General features: G+C 42.8%; 13 protein-coding genes. 4 read left to right on the forward strand and 9 right to left on the reverse strand.

Annotated features, from left to right (window positions below):
* Positions 1 to 3: 3 nt before the first annotated feature.
* Positions 4 to 816 carry a ribose-phosphate pyrophosphokinase gene (locus B2O97_RS23620; RefSeq protein ID WP_115048038.1) on the reverse strand — a complete coding sequence of 271 codons (813 nt, stop codon included), beginning with the start codon at positions 814 to 816 and terminating at the stop codon, positions 4 to 6.
* Between the two features lie 689 nt (positions 817 to 1,505).
* Here B2O97_RS23620 and B2O97_RS23625 point away from each other — a divergent pair.
* The 3 genes from B2O97_RS23625 to B2O97_RS23635 are packed head-to-tail and all read left to right on the forward strand — an operon-like array spanning position 1,506 to position 3,649.
* A complete protein-coding gene (locus B2O97_RS23625) occupies positions 1,506 to 1,997 on the forward strand; it encodes a hypothetical protein (RefSeq protein WP_112374175.1) in 492 nt (163 codons plus the stop codon).
* A 53-nt stretch (positions 1,998 to 2,050) separates the two neighbouring features.
* Entirely contained in the window at positions 2,051 to 2,956 is a 906-nt protein-coding gene (locus tag B2O97_RS23630) for a hypothetical protein (RefSeq protein WP_286768271.1), read from the forward strand.
* Positions 2,957 to 2,971: 15 nt separating this feature from the next.
* Positions 2,972 to 3,649 (forward strand): YiiX family permuted papain-like enzyme, encoded by a 678-nt coding sequence (locus B2O97_RS23635; protein WP_070569578.1) that lies wholly within the window; start codon positions 2,972 to 2,974, stop codon positions 3,647 to 3,649.
* A gap of 18 nt (positions 3,650 to 3,667) precedes the next feature.
* Here B2O97_RS23635 and B2O97_RS23640 read toward each other — a convergent pair whose 3' ends face one another.
* Genes B2O97_RS23640 through B2O97_RS23650 form a run of 3 tightly spaced genes read right to left on the reverse strand, consistent with a single transcriptional unit; the run spans position 3,668 to position 6,321 of the window.
* Entirely contained in the window at positions 3,668 to 4,639 is a 972-nt protein-coding gene (locus B2O97_RS23640; RefSeq protein ID WP_236560163.1) for a Gfo/Idh/MocA family protein, read from the reverse strand.
* Positions 4,632 to 5,843 (reverse strand): M20 metallopeptidase family protein, encoded by a 1,212-nt coding sequence (locus B2O97_RS23645; RefSeq protein WP_070569572.1) that lies wholly within the window; start codon positions 5,841 to 5,843, stop codon positions 4,632 to 4,634. The genes B2O97_RS23640 and B2O97_RS23645 overlap by 8 nt, the downstream gene beginning before the upstream one ends.
* Before the next feature lie 40 nt (positions 5,844 to 5,883).
* Complete coding sequence (locus tag B2O97_RS23650) at positions 5,884 to 6,321, reverse strand: sodium:solute symporter family transporter (RefSeq protein ID WP_070569570.1); 438 nt, start codon at positions 6,319 to 6,321, stop codon at positions 5,884 to 5,886.
* Positions 6,322 to 6,546: 225 nt separating this feature from the next.
* Here B2O97_RS23650 and B2O97_RS23655 point away from each other — a divergent pair, with 225 nt between their 5' ends.
* Entirely contained in the window at positions 6,547 to 7,740 is a 1,194-nt protein-coding gene (locus B2O97_RS23655) for an MFS transporter (RefSeq protein WP_115048005.1), read from the forward strand.
* A 249-nt stretch (positions 7,741 to 7,989) separates the two neighbouring features.
* Here B2O97_RS23655 and B2O97_RS23660 read toward each other — a convergent pair whose 3' ends face one another.
* The 5 genes from B2O97_RS23660 to B2O97_RS23680 form a co-directional block, all read right to left on the reverse strand.
* The gene (locus tag B2O97_RS23660) at positions 7,990 to 12,174 is read right to left on the reverse strand and encodes a hybrid sensor histidine kinase/response regulator transcription factor (protein WP_286768272.1); all 4,185 of its coding nucleotides are present in this window, start codon (positions 12,172 to 12,174) and stop codon (positions 7,990 to 7,992) included.
* A 62-nt stretch (positions 12,175 to 12,236) separates the two neighbouring features.
* Positions 12,237 to 14,936, reverse strand: a complete 2,700-nt coding sequence (locus B2O97_RS25160) for a glycoside hydrolase family 88 protein (protein ID WP_312439931.1) — start codon at positions 14,934 to 14,936, stop codon at positions 12,237 to 12,239.
* Between the two features lie 58 nt (positions 14,937 to 14,994).
* The gene (locus tag B2O97_RS23670; RefSeq protein ID WP_115047999.1) at positions 14,995 to 16,182 is read right to left on the reverse strand and encodes an alginate lyase family protein; all 1,188 of its coding nucleotides are present in this window, start codon (positions 16,180 to 16,182) and stop codon (positions 14,995 to 14,997) included.
* Between the two features lie 17 nt (positions 16,183 to 16,199).
* Entirely contained in the window at positions 16,200 to 18,770 is a 2,571-nt protein-coding gene (locus B2O97_RS23675) for a glycoside hydrolase family 95 protein (protein WP_286768273.1), read from the reverse strand.
* 6 nt (positions 18,771 to 18,776) lie between these two features.
* Positions 18,777 to 21,248 carry a glycoside hydrolase family 2 TIM barrel-domain containing protein gene (locus tag B2O97_RS23680; RefSeq protein ID WP_115047997.1) on the reverse strand — a complete coding sequence of 824 codons (2,472 nt, stop codon included), beginning with the start codon at positions 21,246 to 21,248 and terminating at the stop codon, positions 18,777 to 18,779.
* Positions 21,249 to 21,256: the final 8 nt, after the last annotated feature.

Raw genomic sequence — 21,256 nt, forward strand, 5'->3', positions numbered from 1 at the left:
GATTTAAACATAACTTTCAGTCGTTAAGTTGATATAATTTATTTTTGGGTGCTCGGTATCCATCATGGAATTGGTGGTAAAGACACTGGTTATTGGTGAATCATCATCCAACAGGGTCCCTTTAAAAATTCGGGCTTCACAATGTGTGACCAAAAGATAAACTGCACTGGCTCCCATTTCTTTCAATATTTTCCCGGCCCAAAGAAATGTGCCACCTGCAGAACAGAGGTCATCGACAATAATACATTTTGCGCCGAGCGGAATATCTCCAGCCTTAAGTTCCATCCCTTCGATCCGGCCTGTTTGTGGATTTCGCTTTTTCTCAAAAACACAGCTATTTTCATAGCCGCTGTTGATGTAACGTGCCGCCGCTCCTTTATCCGGGAAAACAATCCGATCATTGTCCGAAAAATCAAGCTTTTCCATCAACTGTGGCAACCAGTCCAATGCCGGATAAACCCCAACACTGTTCACTAAAAGTTCTAGGGTAACGTGGGAATGCGGTTCGACCACAAACACCTGATCAAATTGCAAACTGTTGATAAACTCCGCCACATAGTTCAATGTGAATAAATCACCTTCTATTTTGCGATCCATACGGCTATAGGGCATATAATGGATCAATAACCGACAAGTTTCAGCTTCGGTTTCATCCAACCGCTTCTTGACAAAAAGCAAGCGGATTAAGTCTCCATCTTCTTGATATGTAAATTCGACAAGGTTGTCTTTTAAGATCAACTGATCAAAATCTTTCACTTTTGTTTCCCCGTTTGGAAATTGTTCTGTGACTACCTGTTGCTTATTTAATACGATCATAGCTTTTAATTTTACTTTGTACTATTGAGTATTTTTTACTCAACAAATATGAGGATTAAATTTAAGCGCGCAAAATATATTGAGTACTTTTTACTCATAAAATCACAAAAACACCATAAAACACTATCAATCAATCAAATAATTTAGAGAAAGTTAGTTTACTTAAAATTCATCCCCCATTTCTAACTATTGGTCCTAAAGCTGATCTCCTGATTCACCTATATTAAACCAAGCATACCTATACCAAGTCGTATCTCATAACAATTTTTAGTCACTATTTAGACAGTGATCATTCATTAATTATACAGTCCACACTGAGTCATCACTGAACGAGCACTGAACAATCACTGAACAAGCACTGAACAAACAATGTTAAAAGGTAGAATTTGATAGCTCGCTCATCCCCGTTTGGCTACACGGCATCCCGCTCTCCGTTTGATTGACGGGCAGAAAGAAAAATACGTGCGACAAGACAGAAAAATGCGATGGAAATATGGACTGCACAGGTCCTATAGGAGATGCTCAGGTGATAAAAAACTGCTGAGCGACAGTCTCCATAAAAATTAGCTGATTATAGGGATTGAAATTTTGCGATAAAACAAGATCTTTGTCTATACCAAAGTCAAAAAATTCTTTGTCAGCAAATTTGTGAGCCGGCGGGGGACTTTAGATTACTTTAAGCATAAAGCATGGAAATAGCCAATCTTATCAAACAGGATATTGAGTCAATCTTACAGATTGAATCTCAAGACATCAAACAGTTGGTCGAGGACTATCGCGAAGACTTAATGGATTCGGAAACCTATGACGCCATTGATGCGTACAATATGCTCTATTCGAATATTTATGAAATGTCCGAGGAAGAATACCTCGATGCTTTTCGCACGTTGGGAGAGGCCTATCCGAACTTTGGCAAGGCCGATGAAAATGACGTCCAAAAATCAATCGCTGAATTGGAACGATTAAAACATGCCTTTAATGAACTACAACTCCATACTACAGAAGGCAAACAGCTGCTCGCACTACAATTAGCCGTTTTGGAACTAGATATTCAGGTCTATCGAAAGCTTACCTTGTCGCCGACTACAATGGAGATACAAGCTGAAATCAATTTATTGGAATCCGAATCGTTTGGGTTAACCAATCAGATCAATCAGTTTTTAGAGCTATACCACGATTAGTCATGCGATCATTTTATACCATGAATCGCTTAGGGTTAAAAATAGGTCTTTGCATGCTTTGCTTACTAGCCGGTCTGGCAACATCGTTATTTGCCTACCAAAACAAGATCGTTTTTCAGTCACAGCAGCAGCCGGGGAGCAGAATACCCTTTTACATCACAGAGCAAGGAACACTTTGTTATAATTTGCATGCAGACAAGTTGGGCGTATACGCCATACAGATCAATCTCAACAGGCTCTTTCCCACCGCAACGACAGCGCATCTTCGTTCAAAACATTATGAATTATCAGACAGTACAATAACAATAATCAACTATGCTGAACCAGCTATCTCTATCAACTATAGGATTGCTAACAACACCTTTGTAATAGCCAAATCCTCCAATTGGCTCGCGGACTATCAACCCGAATTTCAATTTATCGCTTTGGACAGCCTCAGATACATGGAGAATTTATTCGACACGAGCGATCTGAGCGGCCTCATGCAACTGGAGGTAGCCAAGCTCCCTTTTGAAAATATACTTTTATTTTTTAGTCAGCTGCATGGATTTTCCACAGTAGAGGAATTTAGCAGCAATGCCATTCATCGGATTTTAGAAAAGGGACAGTACGCTATCGCCAAACAGTTTCACCATTTATTTCTAGCTAAAAACAGACAATTCAATGATTTCGAAATCCTGAAGATAGCAATAGAAAAAAACGACATGGATTTTATCCGTAAAACTTGTTTAAATAGCCTGAACCGACTGGGTATTGATGAAATTAAAGCTGATTATAGCTTTACACAATGCACATTACTTGGAAAAGCTATCTTAATAAAAAACAAAATAATCGTAGATTATCTTTTGCAGAACGGTGCAAACACGGAGAAAGTATACCAATATGAATCCGACGTATTATCTGCTTTTCAACTTGCCGAAAGGACCAAGTCAAAGAAAATCATGAAACTATTTCAATAAGTCATCAATAAAACAATGAAAAAGACATTTATATACCTGCTATCGCTGATTAGCTTGATGTTAGTCACACTGATCTTTGCTGAGCCAATACATGCTCAACCAAAAAAAGTGGCCCCCAAACACGCAAAAGATAATGCGAAATTGCCCCCACTCAAAGATGGTGATATGATCTTTCAGTCTTCCATTTCACCGCAATGTAAAGCGATCCAATTAGCGACGCGTTCTCCGTATTCCCATTGTGGGATTATTTTTTATGAGAACGGTAATCCTTATGTACTGGAAGCCGTACAGCCCGTAACTGTAACTAAGTTAGAACACTGGATTGCGCGAGGGGAAAAGCAGCATTACGCGGTCAAGCGCCTCAAAAATGCAGATCAGGTACTGACCAATTCGACGCTGGCCAAAATGAAATCAATCGGCAAAAATTTTCTCGGAAAAAATTACGATGCTACATTCGAATGGTCGGACGATAAAATATATTGTTCGGAATTGATCTGGAAAATATACCAACGTGGAGCAGGCATCGAAGTTGGGAAGCTGGAAAAGCTGAAAGATTTTGACCTAAGCAGCCCCGAAGTAAAAACCAAATTGAAAGAGCGTTACGGCAACAGCGTCCCGCTAAATGAAACGGTCATATCACCAGCTTCGATTTTTAATAGTGCGTTATTGATCACGATTGCGAATACGTATTAAGCATACCTACATAGTTTTTTATTTTTGAAGCAGAACCGTCTTGCCGCCGTTTAATTTACTTTCTTCGGCGGCGTCTATAAATGCGCATATTGCCAGGGTTTCCTTTTCGTCAACCGGACTTACACCCGTTTCGAAAAATGGAAGGATCTTATCCAACAAGGGACCGTATCCCATAAATTGCCCCAAATGGACAATCTGATCTTTCAAAAAAACCGTTCCACCAAAATCATCCTTCCCCTCACGAATGCCCCGAAGTGAGGCAATTCTTCCATCCGCCCAGTTCCCAACATAAAACGAGGTACCCTGTTCCTGAACAGTCTTTACCGAAAGACACCCCGATCCCATCAACGCAAATAACATTTCAACGCCATGAATGCCGTACCAATATAAATCCTTATGTGAAGGTTCCGTTACTGCCGGACAATAGACATCTGCTCCGATAACCTTAGTCCTATCCACTTCCTGAAGACCGGTAATATAACGCAAGGAGCTTGACGAAAAAATAGGGCAACCATACTTTCTTGCAGCTTCAAAAATTTTGAAAGCGTCCGCATAGGAATTCGCTATTGGTTTGTCAATAAATAAAGGTTTCTTTGCTTTAATCACTTGAAGTGCCTGTTCCAAATGGAGATTTCCATCATTTGTCTCCAAAAGTACATAATCTACTTTCTTCAATAGTTCGGCAATACTTGATACGATCGAAACCCCGAGCTGTTGCACTTCCGCTGTAATTTTCGGAATACGCTCGATACTTAAAGGGATCGTTTTGCTTCCATAGGGGTAAGCCGCAGTAACCCTGAATTTTCCATAGGGATGATTGCTGGCAGCCGTATTAATCGCTCTTGTAAAAGCAACAGCGTGCGTAATATCCAGTCCAATGATCCCTATTTTTTTTACCTTCTCTTGCCTCGAGGACAGCTTGTTATTCGCATTAACGGCATAGGATAGTCCAAATGCAAAAGAGGACATCAAGAATTTCTTTCTATTCATTTGATTCATTCAAAAGAGAAATAGCTGCATTGACCAAAACAGCCATGGATGTTTCGAAAGCCTTTTCATCCAGATTGAACTGTGGATTGTGAAGACCATATTGCGTGGTGGAATCGTCGTTATTTGTCCCAATCAACATGAACAACGCCGGATAACGATAAGAATAATAAGCAAAATCCTCGGCCGCCATCCAGATTTCGAGATCTTGTGGCACACTATTCCCCATCGTTTCCGCAATAATTGTTTTGACTTTTTGCGTTAATGCGGGATCGTTATAAAGTGCGGGGTAACCATGCCGTACTTCAACTTCCACCTTTGCACCCAGCGATACGGGAAGCGTTGCCGCTATTTCAGCAACCATTTCCAGCGCCTCCTTGCGCCATACCTCATCCATGGTACGAAATGTTCCGGCTAATTTGACTTCCTCGGGAATAACATTGGCAGCACCATCCCCAATGAAACGACCAAAGGTCAATACAGACGGCACATCGGGGTTGGCTTTCCGGCTGACAACTTGCTGTAAGGTGGTGAGTAACTGCGCGCCGATCATAATGGGATCAACAGCCCGATGTGGCTCCGCAGCGTGGCCACCACGTCCCTTAATGGTGAAATAGAACTCGTCGCTCGAGGCCATAAATCGTCCCGAACGTAAACCGACTTTTCCTACAGAAACACGGGGACTTACATGTAACCCCAGCACAGCTTTAATCGTTCCACCAAAAGATTCCAGAATCCCGGATTCCAAAACCTGAATCGCTCCGCCCGGAATCTTTTCCTCAGCAGGCTGAAATAGTAGTATAATTTTACCAGAAAACTCCGTTTTATAATCATTTAATATGGACGCCGCCCCCAAGAGATTAGCCGTATGAAAATCATGGCCACAAGCATGCATGACACCGCTATTCCTCGATTTATAGTCCACATCATTTTGCTCATGTATCGGCAAAGCATCAATATCAGCCCGTAATACCACAATATCATCGCTCGCCGATTTTTGTCCGGTCAGTACAGCCACAACACCTGTCTGAGCGACAAGCTCGAATGGTATACCCAGTTCGCGAAGTTGTTGCTGAATATAGGCACTTGTCTCGTATTCTTGAAAAGACAATTCAGGATGCTGATGGATATGTCGGCGCATTGCAACGATTTTTGGAAAAACAGTCGCTATCTTGGCATTTAATTCTTTCAATATTGGGTCGATCATCTGGATAAGTTTTAAGAGTATAACAGGTCAACAAGTTAAGCTAAAAATAACGTACATAAAAATAAAGCACCAACACCGTTATAATAATCCACCATAAGGTCGGATTTCGAAAACCACGGTAAGCGGCTTTATCCTGATCCGGTACCTGAAAAGAATCGCCCGTCAACACCAGATTTTTTAATCTTGCTTCGGCGACCGCTGGTGTCAACAAACTGACCACAGCACAAGCAAGCATACAAGTCCAGAATACAATGCCTGTTCTATTAAAAAACGGCATTTCAGGTAAGGTGTATTCCAAAAGTAAAGAAAGGGGAATTGTCAGTAAACCTGCTGTTAAAGCACCCTGAGATGTGGTTCTTTTCCAAAATACCCCCATTAAAAACATTGTTGCGATGCCTGGCGTGAAAAGACCATACAGATTCATCAAATAAAGGAAAACCGGCTTATCCGAATAACTGATCAGTACAACCGCACTCATGGAACCCGCAAACTTCAGTAATTATTTCAAAAAACATGCGGGTATACCACCTTTAGCCTACCGCAATAAGCCTGTTTGATTTTCACAATAATTTGTTTGAATTCTATATCTTTCGAAACAGGCAATGAAGCTACTTTTGTCCACATCATATTTAGCAGGTCAAAGAGAAAAAAGTGGCTGGCTGCATGAACGTCCATAGAGACGCGAAATTTAAAAAATTAAAGGATGGAAAAAAACACTAAACCACAGCAATCTTTTATCCCGACGATACTAGCATTTGCACTTGTTCCAATTACGGGACTTGCGACCGATATTTATCTTCCGTCGATGCCACAAATGGCTCAGGAGCTTGGCTTGAATGAAAGCAAAATCCAGCTAACCCTTTCGCTTTTTCTAATCAGCTATGGTGTTGCTCAGTTCTTTACAGGAGCGTTGGTTGACGCTTGGGGAAGATATCGCATCAACCTGATATCACTTTTCCTTTTCATTGTCAGTTTCTGGATTACAGCAAGCACGCAAGATATTTGGGTTATTTACCTGATGCGTATTCTACAGGGCATCTTATCGGCATTTGTGGTCATCTCAAAAAGAGCCTATTTTGTGGATGTCTACGAAGGTGAACAGCGCAAGCACTACCTCAGCATTATGACCATCGTCTGGTCGATCGGTCCGATTGTTGCTCCTTTTATTGGCGGCTACCTTCAGACACAATTTGGTTGGCGTTCTAACTTTATGGTTCTGGCCGTTTACAGTGCTGTACTTTTCATCCTTGAACTGATCTTTTCTGGCGAAACAATCAAACAGAAGAAACCTCTCCATATCAACTACCTGATTGGCGAATTTAAAATGATGCTTAAAAGCAATGATTTTACCTTCGGTATAGTCATGTGCGGTATATCCTACGGTCTTGTCATGTTCTACAACCTCAGCGGTCCCTTTTTTATTGAACACCAGCTGGGCTATAGCGCAATCACAACCGGTTATACCTCGCTAATTATGGGCTTAGCTTGGATGTGTGGTGGTTTTATTGGTAAAGCCCTTATTAAAAGAGCCTTGGTTCCGAAGTTGAGAATCGCCAACTTCATTCAGATCAGCCTGATTGTATGTATGCTCTTGGTTTCACCTTACCTGTCAAATCTCTATACATTGACATTTTTCGCATTTGCTGTACATTGTACAGCAGGATTTATTTTTAACAATTATTTCAGCTACTGTTTAGGGAGGTTTCCATTGTCGGCAGGTATCGCCGGCGGATTGGTTGGCGGAATTACCTACCTGCTGACCTCTTCACTCAGTTACATCACGGTAAGCTTGGTAAACCCTTCTTCGCAGTTTCAGATTGGATTAGGTTATGGCATATTTGCGCTGTTGGGATTGACCACTTTATACGTTATTCATAAATTGGTCAAAAGCGTATAAGCTATGGGCAGGTTCTTTCAGCGACAGGGCAATATTAACCTGTAGCTGGACAGCTACAAAACTATACTTAAAAGTTGAATTATTTTTAAAATAGTATTAAAAACAACTATATTTGTTGCATCATAATTTAGGTTTATAATTGGTTATTGAAGGTTTTCATTCTCCCCGTTTGAAAACCTTTTTTTTTGACCGAAAAAAAATTCAGTCTGCTGTCCTCGCTGCTGCTGACCAAATCACGAAAACCCTTGCTTATTTTTCTAAATTGCTACTTTCCTTTACACCGAATTTTTCAACATAGGTACGTGGACTCTCCTTATAGAATTTCTTAAATGATTTGCTAAAATACTTTGGATCATTGAACCCGACCTGATAAGCCACCTCGCTGATACTCAAACCTGTATCGTTCACCAAAATATAGGCTGCTTTCTTGAGACGGACCATATTAATAAATTCAACCAGATTCAGTCCCGTTTGCTGCTTAATCTTGCGGTACAAAACAGAGCGGCTCACACCGATGGCTTTTGTAAGATCAAGCACGCCAAAATCTTCGCAGCCCAGATTTTCTTCAACAATCTTCAACACCTGATCCAAGAAACGAGTTCTTTCGGGCAGATCTGTTCCCTGCGCTCCAAGAAGATAATGCTGTACAAATTTTTCCTCCAACCTTTTCCGCGTCTGTAAGATGTTAGAAATTTTCTGAATGAGGTGCGGCATACTGAAGGGCTTGGTAATGTAATCATCTGTACCGATTTCAAATGCCTCTGTGATATAAGGATCAGCTGTGCGGGCTGTCAAAAGAATCACCGGAATATGATTTGAACTGCTATCATTTTTAATCTGCTGCAAAAGTGTGATTCCGTCACAGTTGGGCATCGTTACATCCGAAATGATAATATCGGGCTGTTTTGTTTGCACCAATTCCAGGGCCTCAATACCATCGTTGGCTTCCAAAACAATATATTTTTTTCGTAAATTTTCACATATAAAACAACGTAGCTCCACATTGTCCTCGGCAACAAGTATGATGGGTTTATCTTCCTCCGCCGCAGGACGCTCAATTGCTGTTTTTGTAGTATGCACATAGGGCATACCGGCATCTGCTGGGTCAGCGCATATCATCCCTGGAGTATCCGTTAAGACCGGTAGCTCTTCGATGACGACAGCGCTCTGGGGCAGGCTGATCCGAAATACCGTATTGTAGTCTGTCGTTTCCTGTGCCATATTGCTTTCAACAGTGAGTTTCCCGCCGTGCAACTGGACAATGGAACGGCAAAGTGCCAAACCTATTCCACCGTTGGTAGCCGACAAGCCTTTTGTATTGGCCTGATAAAATTGTTCAAATACAAAAGGAATATCTTTGGGTGGGATTCCACGCCCGGAATCCCAAACGGAAACAAGCAATTTCTCCAACTCACCTTCCACTTCTAGCTCAACCTGTATCTTTATTTTACCTCCCTTATCCGTAAATTTAAACGCATTATAAATCAAATTGACAAGGACTTTTTCAAATTGTTCCGGATCGAAACCTGCAACGTAATTAGGACTTACCTTATTATCCAGAAAAAACTGAATATTATTTTTTTCGGCAATAAAGTGAAAATTCTGGCGAATGTTTTCCAAATACGTAGCAAGATGAACCTTTTGGCAAAACAATTTCATCTTTCCGCCTTCATGTTTTCTGAAATCAAGCAGCTGATTGACCAGATTCATCAACCGATCGGCATTTCTCGTCGCATAACCAAGGTGCTCCTGTGCATACGCTGAAAGCGATCGGTCGCCTTTTAATTGATTTAACGGCCCGATAATTAATGACAATGGCGTACGGAATTCATGGGAGATATTGGTAAAGAAATTCAGTTTTGCTTCATGGAGCTCCTCCTGTTTTTCCGAATCTATTTGCCGAATCAAAAGGTCCTGTTTCAATTTATTCCGGCCGTGGAAAAATCGGATAACCAAAAAACCGGCCGCAGCAAAAAGAAGAAAATAGCCGCTATAGGCCCACCATGTCTTCCAGGGTGCTGGCAGCACTTTAATCTTCAAAACCGTTGCCTTTTCGTTCCATACCCCATCGTTGTTAGCCCCCTTTACCCAAAGCTCGTAGGTACCAGGGTCTAAATTGGTATACGTAGCCACGGGATTGCTCACATAATTCCAGTCTTGATCAAAACCTTTCAGATAATACGCGTATTGATTTTTCTCCGGATGGACATAATTCAACACACTGAATTCGAGACTAAAAACATTTTGATTATGATCAAGTATCAATTCATCCATCATGGCTATATCTTTGGGAATAACAGCATCAATACCTGGGAGAACTGTTTTATTGAATAATTTCAGCTCTGTAAACTGAATGGGGGGAATATAATTATTGACACTTAAACTATCCGGATTAAATAGGGTGAAGCCGGAGAAACTTCCAAAGGCAAGTTTTCCGTCCCGCAACATTGCTGCTGCATTTTGAATATATTCGTTGCCAGGAAGACCATCGGTCTTCGTATAGGTGCGTACATGACCCGATAGGGGGTCGAAACAAGAAATCCCTGTATTTGTACTCAACCACAATTTGTTTTTCAGATCGCTCAACATCGCAAAAACATTGTTGATCGGCAATCCATTTCGTTCATTGAACCTTTTGAACGCTTTCTTCTCCGGAAGATAGCGATTGAGCCCGCCCATATAGGTACCGATCCAAATCTGTCCTTTTCGATCTTCATGGATACTCACAATATCATTTCCGCTAATTGAAAGAGAATCTTTCTTGTCATTTAGAAAGGAAACAAATTTATCGGTACCGGCTAGTTTTAGATTTAACCCATTGGAAGTACCGATCCATAGATTACCTTTTGAATCCTCTAGCAAAGCGCGCACCATATTGGAGCTCAATTGCTTTCCTGCCACATCAAATGTCTGGAAAGATCCCACTTTCTGGTTTTTACGATGCACCTGTAGTCCGCCACCGAACGTGCCAATCCAAATATCGCCATTGCGATCCTCTAAGATTGCATAGACATTATTGTTTGCCAGGCCATTACTTACATTGGGATCGAAACGAAAATGTTCATAGCCTTGTTGCCCCTTTCGTCTTAAATTCAATCCACCGTCATAGGTACCTACCCATAAGTTCCCTCCCTTATCTAGACAGATGGACTTCACATTGTTATGACTTAGGCCATTCAGGTTATTTTTATCGTGACGTTCACTAAAAAACGAATTCGTACGCCGATTAAAATAATTCAATCCTCCACCCTCAGTTCCAATTACAAGTTCTCCCATTCCATTTTCAACAAAAGCGCTCACCACATTGTAACTTAAGCTATTGCGTTTAGCTTGATGGGTAAAATTCTGAAAATTGGGAATATCCTTGTCATAGATATTGACCCCTCCAAAATAGGTTCCGATCCAAATAGATCCCCTCTTATCTTGAAATATAGGACGAATGGAATTATTGCTTAAGCTATTGGGATTTCCATCGTCTGCCTGAATAAAAAGCAGTTTTCCATTTTGATAAACATATAGGCCATTGAATGTTCCGATCCAAATCTTTCCATCAACTGTTTTTTTTAAGGACCGTACATCTTGACTGGCCAAACCTGTATGATTGCCCGCTTCAGTTAACGAGGATATTTCGCCTGTATGCTCATTGATAATCCGAATCCCATTATATTTCGTGCCTACCCAGAATATACCTGGACTAACCTCCAATACGGCCTGAAACCGTTGATTAACTTTATTATCTACTGATTTCTCTTTGAAGTAAGTCCGTAGAACCTTTAAACTATTTCCATCTTTCGATGCGGCCTGCATGAGTACAATGGCATCATCAGTACAAAACCACAATCGCTTTCTGCGATCCTCATACACGGTTCGAAAATTACGATAGTATTCTTTTCCCTGGCTTCTTTCAACGGTAATCTCATTGAAGACCAATTCCGCTTCGAGATGCCGGCCCTCTTTAATCTTATACAAGCCTATATTTGTCGCAATCCAAATCTTGCCCTTGGAATCCTGAAAGATCTGATGAACGTTGACATCCATTTTTCCACTGCTACTCTCAACGGTAGGTAAGGGTATACGGATGAAATTGTCTGACGCACGATTGTATAAATTCAGTCCTGTCATTGTCCCTATCCAAAGCCGCCTTTTGTTATCTTCCGTAATCGCTTGAATAAAGTTGTGCTCTAAGGAAAGGCTATCTTGTGGATTGCTGCGGTAAATCGTAAACTTTCTGGCGTCGTACTTATTTAAGCCATCACGGGTACCGATCCACATAAAACCCAAATAATCTTGAGCAATAGCGAAAACGCTGCCCTGAGACAAACCTTCATTGACATCCAAGTGTAAAAAACGATAGTTTTTTTCCTGCGCATGCAAAACAGAAATTAACGCTAAAGCACAGCAAAAACAGCGCACAAAAACACGTAGTGGCATCATAAGGTATATAATTGAAATGGATGATAAAAATAATCATTCCATTGAATAAACACGAACAAGAATCACTTTAATCGATCTTTTAATTGTTGCTCATAAAGCGAGCCGATCGACATTATCCGGTTTTGATTTTCCCAATAACCAGCGTTTCTATTTTTCAATCTTCCAGCTACTTTCTCTCCCTTTACGCCTATGGCAAAATTTTGCCCAGAAGTCCAGGGCTGTTGTACTGCAGCACTTTTGACCGTACAATTCCATAAGACTTGTGTCACCCCAGCCCAACCGTGTCCACTCCCCCAATTACCCCGATCCTGCACATTAATTTCACCATCCGTTACGATTTGATCGTATAAGGTTCCAACAGCCCATCGATGATGTGGACCAATATCCGCATGTGTTCGTTCCGCGCTAGAAAGGCTAAAAACGTTCGGACCGAGGGTCCTGGCCCCTGTTACGTAATCATGACGACCTTCCGTCGTATAAAGTTCTTTCAATAAATTAAGCTGACCGTCATTATTGAACGAATACCTCCGCCCGCCTGTAATTTGAGATTTTCCATCCAGACACCGCGACTTCATTACTGTAATCTGTTTGGCAAAAGCACCAAGACTCACCGCCGCATAGCCAAAATAACGCGCGGTGATATTGCGCACCCAACCATTCGTTATTTTATCCATATCAATTGCAATCCAGCCGTGATTTTCGTCCGTATCACTTACAAAATCAGACTCGAACCGTATATTTTCGATCCCAACTTCACTTATACGCCCGTCGAAGGTGTAGGGAATGACGGCCACTTTTGCGTACCTCGGATCAATCGCCATCACCAGGGGATTATCAAAAAATACAGAGTCACCTCGAATGGCTAAAATAGTACGTTCAAAATTTAGCTTGTATTCCCGCGCTGTCCACTGTTTCGTCCCTTCTCTTTTTTCAATCTGGTTCATTCGAAGCGCTTCAATCCAGGCATCGTTCATTTCATACGAGAGGAGGACCTGCTCGCCCACTCTCAATTCCTTCGGACGATCGACCAGAACATAGTTAGCCCCTACAGGTCCATAGCCAGGCTTAACAAACTGTTGTCTAGCCTGATCCACTGTATAATTACCCGTACCGGAAACTTTCAATAAGCTCCGTTGGTGCTGGCCTGCTGCTTTAAGCAGGGTTTGTCCTTCGGCATCCCCCTCACCTCTCAACACCACACCGCTGGCATGAATTTCCAAACTCCCAGGTATAGTGTACAGGCCTTTTTTTAACAAAACAGCACCTCTATAACCGTTTTTATCAGGTGGTTTTGCTGCTACGGCATCGATAGCCTGCTGTATAATTTGCTGATCATCGCCATTTATGCTGGGTTTTACCGTAACCACGACAGGAACATTGGGCAGCTTTTGATCACCTTGATGATAGCCCACATGGCTAAAGTCGGGGATGACGTTTCCCTGTGCATCCGGAAAATAGATCAATTGTCCCGCTGGATTTTTCCGGACCAGATCCGATTGCACTTTTCCGGACTGCAGCTCTTCTTGTCGATGTAGTGCTTCCAAGAAATAATAATCGGCATAACTCAAAGGTTTATCCACTTCGGTATTGGAAGGTTTCGATCCCGTACTGTGTAATAATATAAAACCGCGATTTTTATTTGTTGGCGACATGTAATGGTCTATCAGGTTAGCCAATATGGTCTGTGCTTTTGCACGATAATCTTTTCCTTGGTTGCTATACGTGCTTAATTCCAACAGCCCCGATGCGATGACTGTCGCTGCCGACACATCCCGTGGTTCATTTGGTATATGAGGTGCATCGAAATCCCAATAAGGGATCAAGTCTTTCGGCATATTAGGATGTGTAAACAGCCAATGTGCAACTTTTTCGGCTTGCTGCAAATATTTCGGATCGCCGGTTTCTCTGTAACACATCGTATAGCCATACAGTGCCCAGGCTTCACCCCGCGACCAGGTAGATTCGTCACTTAAGCCCTGATGGGTGTTTTTATGCTGCACTGCTCCTGTTTTCGGGTTGTAGTCTATCACATGATAGGTACTGTAATCCGGTCTAAAATGATTTTTTAGCGTTGTGTTGGCGTGGCTCACCGCGATCTGATAATAAGTAGAGTCTCCAGTGAGTTTGGTTGCTTCAAACAGCAATTCTAGATTGAGCATGTTATCAATGATAACCGGAAAGTCCCAGCGGTGGCTATTGTGGTCCCACGAACGTATACAGCCGACTGTTGGATTGAAACGGGTTGCCAGCGTTTTGGCTGCCTGTACAAGCACCTCCCGGTACTGTGGATTTGCGGTTAAGCGATAGCCATTTCCAACGCTACAATAGATCTTAAAGCCCATATCATGGGTCTTACCATTAAATTGCTCCGCCTCGATCGACCTTGTTGTTTCCGAAGCGAGATCCTTCCATTGTTGTTTTCCCGACTTTTCGTAGAGAAACCATAGGACGCCAGGAAAAAAACCACTGGTCCAGTCCCCCCTTTTCACAGCAACCAGTTCGTTATCTGTGGAAAGCGTACGTGGCGAAACCAAGGATGAATCCCTTTTTTTCAAGAGCTGCAATTCTTTATAAAGTAGTTGAGCTTGTTGATCTGCAAGGCCCCACGCTTTTTGCAGCTGCCTGGTACTCTGTGCCTCAACGTGTTGAAAAGCGCACAGAATTCCCGTCAAAAATAGTGCTTTGGCAATGGATGGCCTTTTTAAATTTCGAAAGCGCAAAAAGAGGGTATATCTTCGCAAAGACGTCGCATTAACATTCATGTTATCTGTAGGTTTTTAAGGTGAAATGGTTAAGTTATTTTATAAAGAGCCAGGAAAATCAAAGCCATATAATCGGGTTGCGAATGGGTAAATTTCGAACAACCTCTTCTTGTTCAGGTGCATGATCAAGCTTTTTCCAAAGCTGCAGATAGTCTTTATTCTGGTAAGCTTCTGCCGAAAATACGAGTGCCGGATGCGCAATTGGCCACTGATCCCAATACATGACATCTTTCGGATACGGCCATTTTTCTTTATCTGCAATATAAGGGACCATAAAATCAACACCCGTTTTTATTGTCCGCCCATCTGACAATGTATACTGCCAAAGGGAGGTGTTGGTCTTGGACAAAATCTGGCAGATCATGGTCATCGCATCCAGATTAAACAACGCGTATCCATAAGGTTTTGTCCGCTGCAATTCTCTCGGAAAACTGCCATTAGACTCCATTTGATTCGGCAATAACACGTGCGCATAGCGATCTGCACATCTGTTGAGTAATACCGTGTCTTGCACCAAACTCGAAAATGCAGCGACCTGCATCACCCAACAGGTACCATGGTTATTGGCAGCATTCATTTCATCGATCCCATATTGATGCGTTGTAAGCCAGCGTAAATAGATTGCAAACCAGCGATGTATGGCATCCTTAGCAGCCTGTGGAAAATTGGGGTCGTCTTCAAATATCTTTACGCCCTGTGCAACTTCCATCAGATGAATGGTATCAATAATGCCTATTCCTCGCCCTGTAAAACGCCCTTGTATAGCCTGAGCATAAAGAAGATTCGGATTCATCATCGTCTCTGCATCCACGAACCAAGCCTTTAAATGGCGAAGGGCCTGCTGTACGTATTTTTTATCTGGATTCAAACGATAGGCTGAGGCCAGTGCCCCCACGATTCGGCTGAAGCGGATCATCGCTTTACGATGTTCAACGAAATTGGCTGGATTAGTCATCCCATCCCGTTGAATATAGGGCGCAGCGGGATCTTTGGGATCGGGCCACCAATAATCGCCTTCAGAATAAAAATCATGAATACCCCCGGTACTCCGAACTGCCTTATAAGCTGTCACAGTCAATGGTTTCTGCTTCATCGCCCACTTGGACTGCTTTAGGATAACAGGGCGCAGCGTCTGGATGATCTCCTGCTCAAAAATACCTTCCTTCATTTTTGCCCTCAAGAATAAAGGGAAAATTGCGATCCCAAGGAGACAGCCAATGACGCGAACAATTGATGTAAATTTCATTTTTCCTGGATTTTGAATTACATTGGAACAATACGGTACCGTTTACCTTTTATGGTCTCAAATTGAACTTCAAACGTTTTTGGACCAGCTAAAAGGGGCAGTTTGGAAGAATCCGCTACCGTATACGGAAGTTGTTCCGGTTTATATAATAGCGCATTGTCTGTGACAGCTGCCTGATTTGATTCGACACCGACAACTTTAACGGGTAAAGGTGTACGCAAACGACAAACACCACCAATATTGGACACGATCATTGCTTCGGTCAATACGTTATTTTTCCAGGCAATATCTACGGTAAAGTTTCCCCTGGCCTTAATTCCTTTTATCGTACCAGCAGACCATTCATCAGGTAGGGCCGGTAACAAGTGGACGGCTCCATCATGACTCTGCAGCAACATTTCAGTCATTCCCGCCGTAGCACCAAAATTCCCATCTATTTGAAAAGGTGGATGTGCATCAAATAGATTCGGATAGGCTCCGCCACCGCTCATCTGCGCACGGTCCAATTTGGGATCAATAAAATTTAAGGCATCCTTGAGGATTTTATAGGCATGATTTCCATCCTGAAGCCTCGCCCACCAATTTGTCTTCCAGGCCATCGACCAGCCGGTACTCACATCGCCCCTTAAAAGCAATGAACGCTTGGATGCCGCGGCCAAAGCCTTGTTTTCGGCAAAACTGATCTGATTGCCCGGGTATAATCCAAATAAATGGGAAATATGCCGATGCTGATCCTTTGGATCATCCCAATCTTTAAACCATTCCTGCAATTGTCCATATTGGCCCACCTGATAGGGATAAAGCTTTTCCTTCGCTTGTTCTAGTGCTGATTTAAATTCAGGATCAACGTTCAGTATAGCACAGGAGTGAATAACAGCTGTGAAAAGCTCCCGAATGATCGCCATGTCCATGGTAGAGGCCATGGTCAATTGATATTCTTTACCTGCTATTTTAATTGTATTTTCAGGTGAAGTGGACGGATTGGTGACGAGATATTTATTTCCGAGATCCGCAATCAGCCATTGCAACATAAATTGGGCTGCCCCTTTCATCAAGGGGTAGGCCTTCTCCTTCAAGAACGTTTTGTCACCCGTAAAACGGTAGTGTTCCCATAGATGTGTGCTCAACCAGGCTCCTGCCATAGGCCATGCCGACCAGCGCGGCATTCCTTTGGGATCCCAATCGTATCCGCCCGGAGGGGAAGTTTTGGCCCATAGATCGGAATTATGATGAACAACCCAGCCCTTATCGATATTGTAATTTATCGATGCTGTTTTGGCCCCATTGATAGCCAGCTCATCCATAAAATCAAACAACGGTTGATGACATTCTGCAAGATTGGTATTTTCCGCGAGCCAATAATTCATTTCTGTATTGATATTGGTCGTGTAATTACTTCCCCAGGGCGGCTGCACATGATCATTCCAGATCCCCTGTAAATTAGCTGGTCTCCCTCCTTGTCTGGAACTGGCAATCAACAAGTACCGTCCAAAATGATAATACAGTGTCAGCAGCCCCAAATCGGCCGGTCCTTTGGAAAACTGTATGATACGTTGATCTGTAGGCAATTTATCATGCGCAGAGGTACCAGCCAACTCAAAGGCTACTCGATTGAATAGTGCTTGATAATCTTTTTGATGATCGGAGAGTATGGTCTGAAAATTCTTTTTGGAGACAGTATGCATGCGGTTTTTTGCGAGCAGCGTGGCATCTTTACCTTCCTGACTCGGCGACTTATCAAAACCGTTAAAGCTTGTCGCTTCCGTCAAAAATAAAATCACCTCATCGGCGCCTATGATCTTAAGCTTATCCCCCTCTTTTTTTACCACACCACCGATATTCTTTACGCTTACCTGCATCGCAAAAGCCATCCCTTTTCCGCCAATACTGTCGTACACGACTTGTTGGGGTTCATAATCCCTATTGGCGACAAAACTTGGTGCTTTACCCTGCAAGGTCAGCTGATTATTCCCTTGCGCTGAAACACTGTATTTTAGCTTACTGGTTAAGGAAAGGTCGAATGTAATTGATTTTTTCTTATTTGCCTTCAACCGAACGACCAATGCTTTATCCGGAAAACTGATAAAACTTTCCCTTTGGTATTGAACGCCTTGATAGGAATAGCTGACCCGATTGATCGCTCGCTCCATATCCAGCTCCCGTTTGTAATCTTTTACCTTTTTTTCGTCCTGATGAAAATCCAACCATAAATCGCCCATCGGTAGATATCGAGCAGAATAAGGTCCTTGCATTTTCTTCCAAAGGACTGCTGCCTCTTCATATTTTCCAGCAAAGATGGCTTGGCGTACCTTGGGTAGAATTTGCGGGCCATTGGGATTATTGCCCGCATCGGGTTCACCCGACCACAGGGTATTATCATTAATTTGAAACCTATCTTTACTTAGCCCACCAAAGACCATCGCTCCTGTAGTGCCATTGCCTAGCGGTAGTGCCTCCTCCCAGAGCGCGGCCGGTTGATCATACCAAAGCTTGAGCTGCTGCGAATTGCCTTGTGCACGGCATGGCGCAAGCGACCCCATGAGACCGAGCAGTAAAAAGAAGTTCAAATGATTCGTTGCTTTTAACATCTTGTGTTATTTTTCTATCGTTAACAAGGTACTTTTTGATCCTTCCATCCGGCCTGATACCACAGCGCTTCCCGAAGGCAGTCGAAGCTTAATCAATGCACGACCATTGTAGGCCTGCACTTTTTTCGACCCCGTAGAAGTGCCTTGGTCGACGATCAACTGACCATCGCCGGTCGAACCAAAATAGATCCAATCCTTTGCATCGAGACAGGGGGTATTGGTCTTATCCACAATTTGAGCTTGCACAGTGATCATATCGCCTTCCGTGGCAATCTTTTCCACAAGAAGTTTTGCCGGTTTACCCCACTTTTTTGTCTGATACTGCTGTTCAATTTCATCCACGAGAATTTCCCGGCCGTTTTTCGCGACAGCTTTAATCTGATTGCTTCCTTCGTTCAGTTTCACCATCCAGCGCAAACCTGCCGCTGGAAAATCTTGGCTATTTCTTTTCTTTAGTCCTTGACTTTTGCCATTGACAAAAAGCTCAACCTCCTTGGCATTGGAATACACCTTGATCATTTTCGACTCGTCTTTTTCACCCCAACGGACCGGCCAGCTATGGCCATAAATATGCAACATTGGCTTCTCGGTCCAATACGACTGGAATACGTAGTACGATTCTTTTTTGGTAAAATCCCGTTCAACAACACCCTTCTGATTGACATAAGGCACAGGATTGTCTGGCCGGACCGGAGTTGAAAAATCTTTAAATGGCCAGTAGGCTGTTCCCGTGAGCCAAGGCATGGTTTCCTGTTCCTTTAAGTGCCAATCGATGAGATTACAGATGTAGCTTTCACTCCAATCGCCATCTTTAGAAACGCGTGCTGCTCCACCAATGAGCGACGCATCGCCTGCCCGTTCATCTGTTGTACCATCACCTTTGATTTTAGCTAGAGCACGGTCAGGGTCCTCTGCATGTCGTCTTGCATGACTATCCCCGCCCCACTCCACATGAAGGAAATGCTTTACCTTTTTCATTTCTTCTTCGGAGGCTGCTTTATAGTCGGTATAAACGCCTCTATACCAACCCGCCCAAATGGACGGAGAATAAACATCAACAATATCTTTACAGAAATCACAGCGCCGTATCGCTGTTTTACGGCTCGGATCCAATTGATGGGATAAGGTATTCAGTTCACTCATATAAGCCCTTATCTTCGCCTGATCAAACTCCGTAAAATCACCGGGCCAATCATTTTCGTTGCCGAGGCCCCAAATAATGACCGACGGATGATTATAATGCTGTTCAATCATATTGGTTAACATCCGTTTTCCCTGAAGCTGATAGACCTCACCACCCAATCCACCTCTGCACCATGGAATCTCTTCCCAAACCAAAATACCCAGACTATCGCAGGCCTCAAGCACTTTACGACTCTGCTGATAATGTCCCAAGCGTATAAAGTTTACACCCATCTCTTTCATCAGGGTCATCTCCTGTAAGATCTGATCGTCAGTCATTGCTGCAGCAACTCCGGCATGGTCTTCATGACGATGGGTACCGCGAAGCAAAAGTCTTTTCCCGTTCAGCAGAAAAGGACCTTTTTCTTTAAACGCTACATGTCTAAAGCCAAAGACACTCTCTTCCTTAAATACTTGTCCATTGCTTTTGATTGTCGTAACTAAACGGTATAAAGCCGGTTGATCAGGGCTCCAAAGCTGTGGCTTCTTGACCATGAACTTCCCAAATTCAAGATTTAATGCGCCCTTATTAACCTGTGGTTGCTGGGTTTGCACGATTTTTCCAGCAGGGTCATAGAGCTGCATTTCGACTTCAAAATTTGTCTGAGCCGAAAATGGCATCAGTCGTCCACGGACGTTGACTACCCCCTGCTTTCCATCGGCCCCTACTGACGCTTCAACAAATACACGTTCCAAGGCTGTCTGCGGAACATATTTTAGGTTTAGGTGTCTGTAAATACCACCATAGACATTAAAATCAGACAGATTGGAGGGAATCATTTCTAGATCACGCGAATTGTCCACACGAATTGAAAGTGGTATTTTACTCTTAAATTGTTTTTTAAAAGCATCTGTTTTTTTAAACTTTTCAACCGCATCCGTGATGTCCACCGTCCATTCGTCGTATCCACCAACGTGCTCCCCAACTTTAACGGTATGGATATAAACAGCTGTCTTTTGCCCGGCTCCTTCAAAATGAAGGAGGGTGTGACCATTTAAATAGGGGTTGTCGATCTCCAGCGATTTTCTATACCAACTGGGTCCCTGATAATAATTGATAGCTGGATCAACAGCGTCCAGCGCATTATAACAATGCGGTAGATCTACCTGCTGCCACAATGGAACAGATTCGGGATTACCGGCTCCCACCGGCCTTACAGCTTCCCAGATTCCACCCAGATCGCTCTTTAAGAAATCCCAGCCATGATCAATCCGCTTAACTTCCTGAGCGTGGAGCTGAGAAACTCCAAAAGTCAACAACAACGCAACTATTTTATTCAATCTACTTTTCTTCATTATGCTAT

It is taken from the genome of Sphingobacterium sp. UBA865, assembly GCF_002295765.1.
GTDB lineage: Bacteria > Bacteroidota > Bacteroidia > Sphingobacteriales > Sphingobacteriaceae > Sphingobacterium > Sphingobacterium multivorum.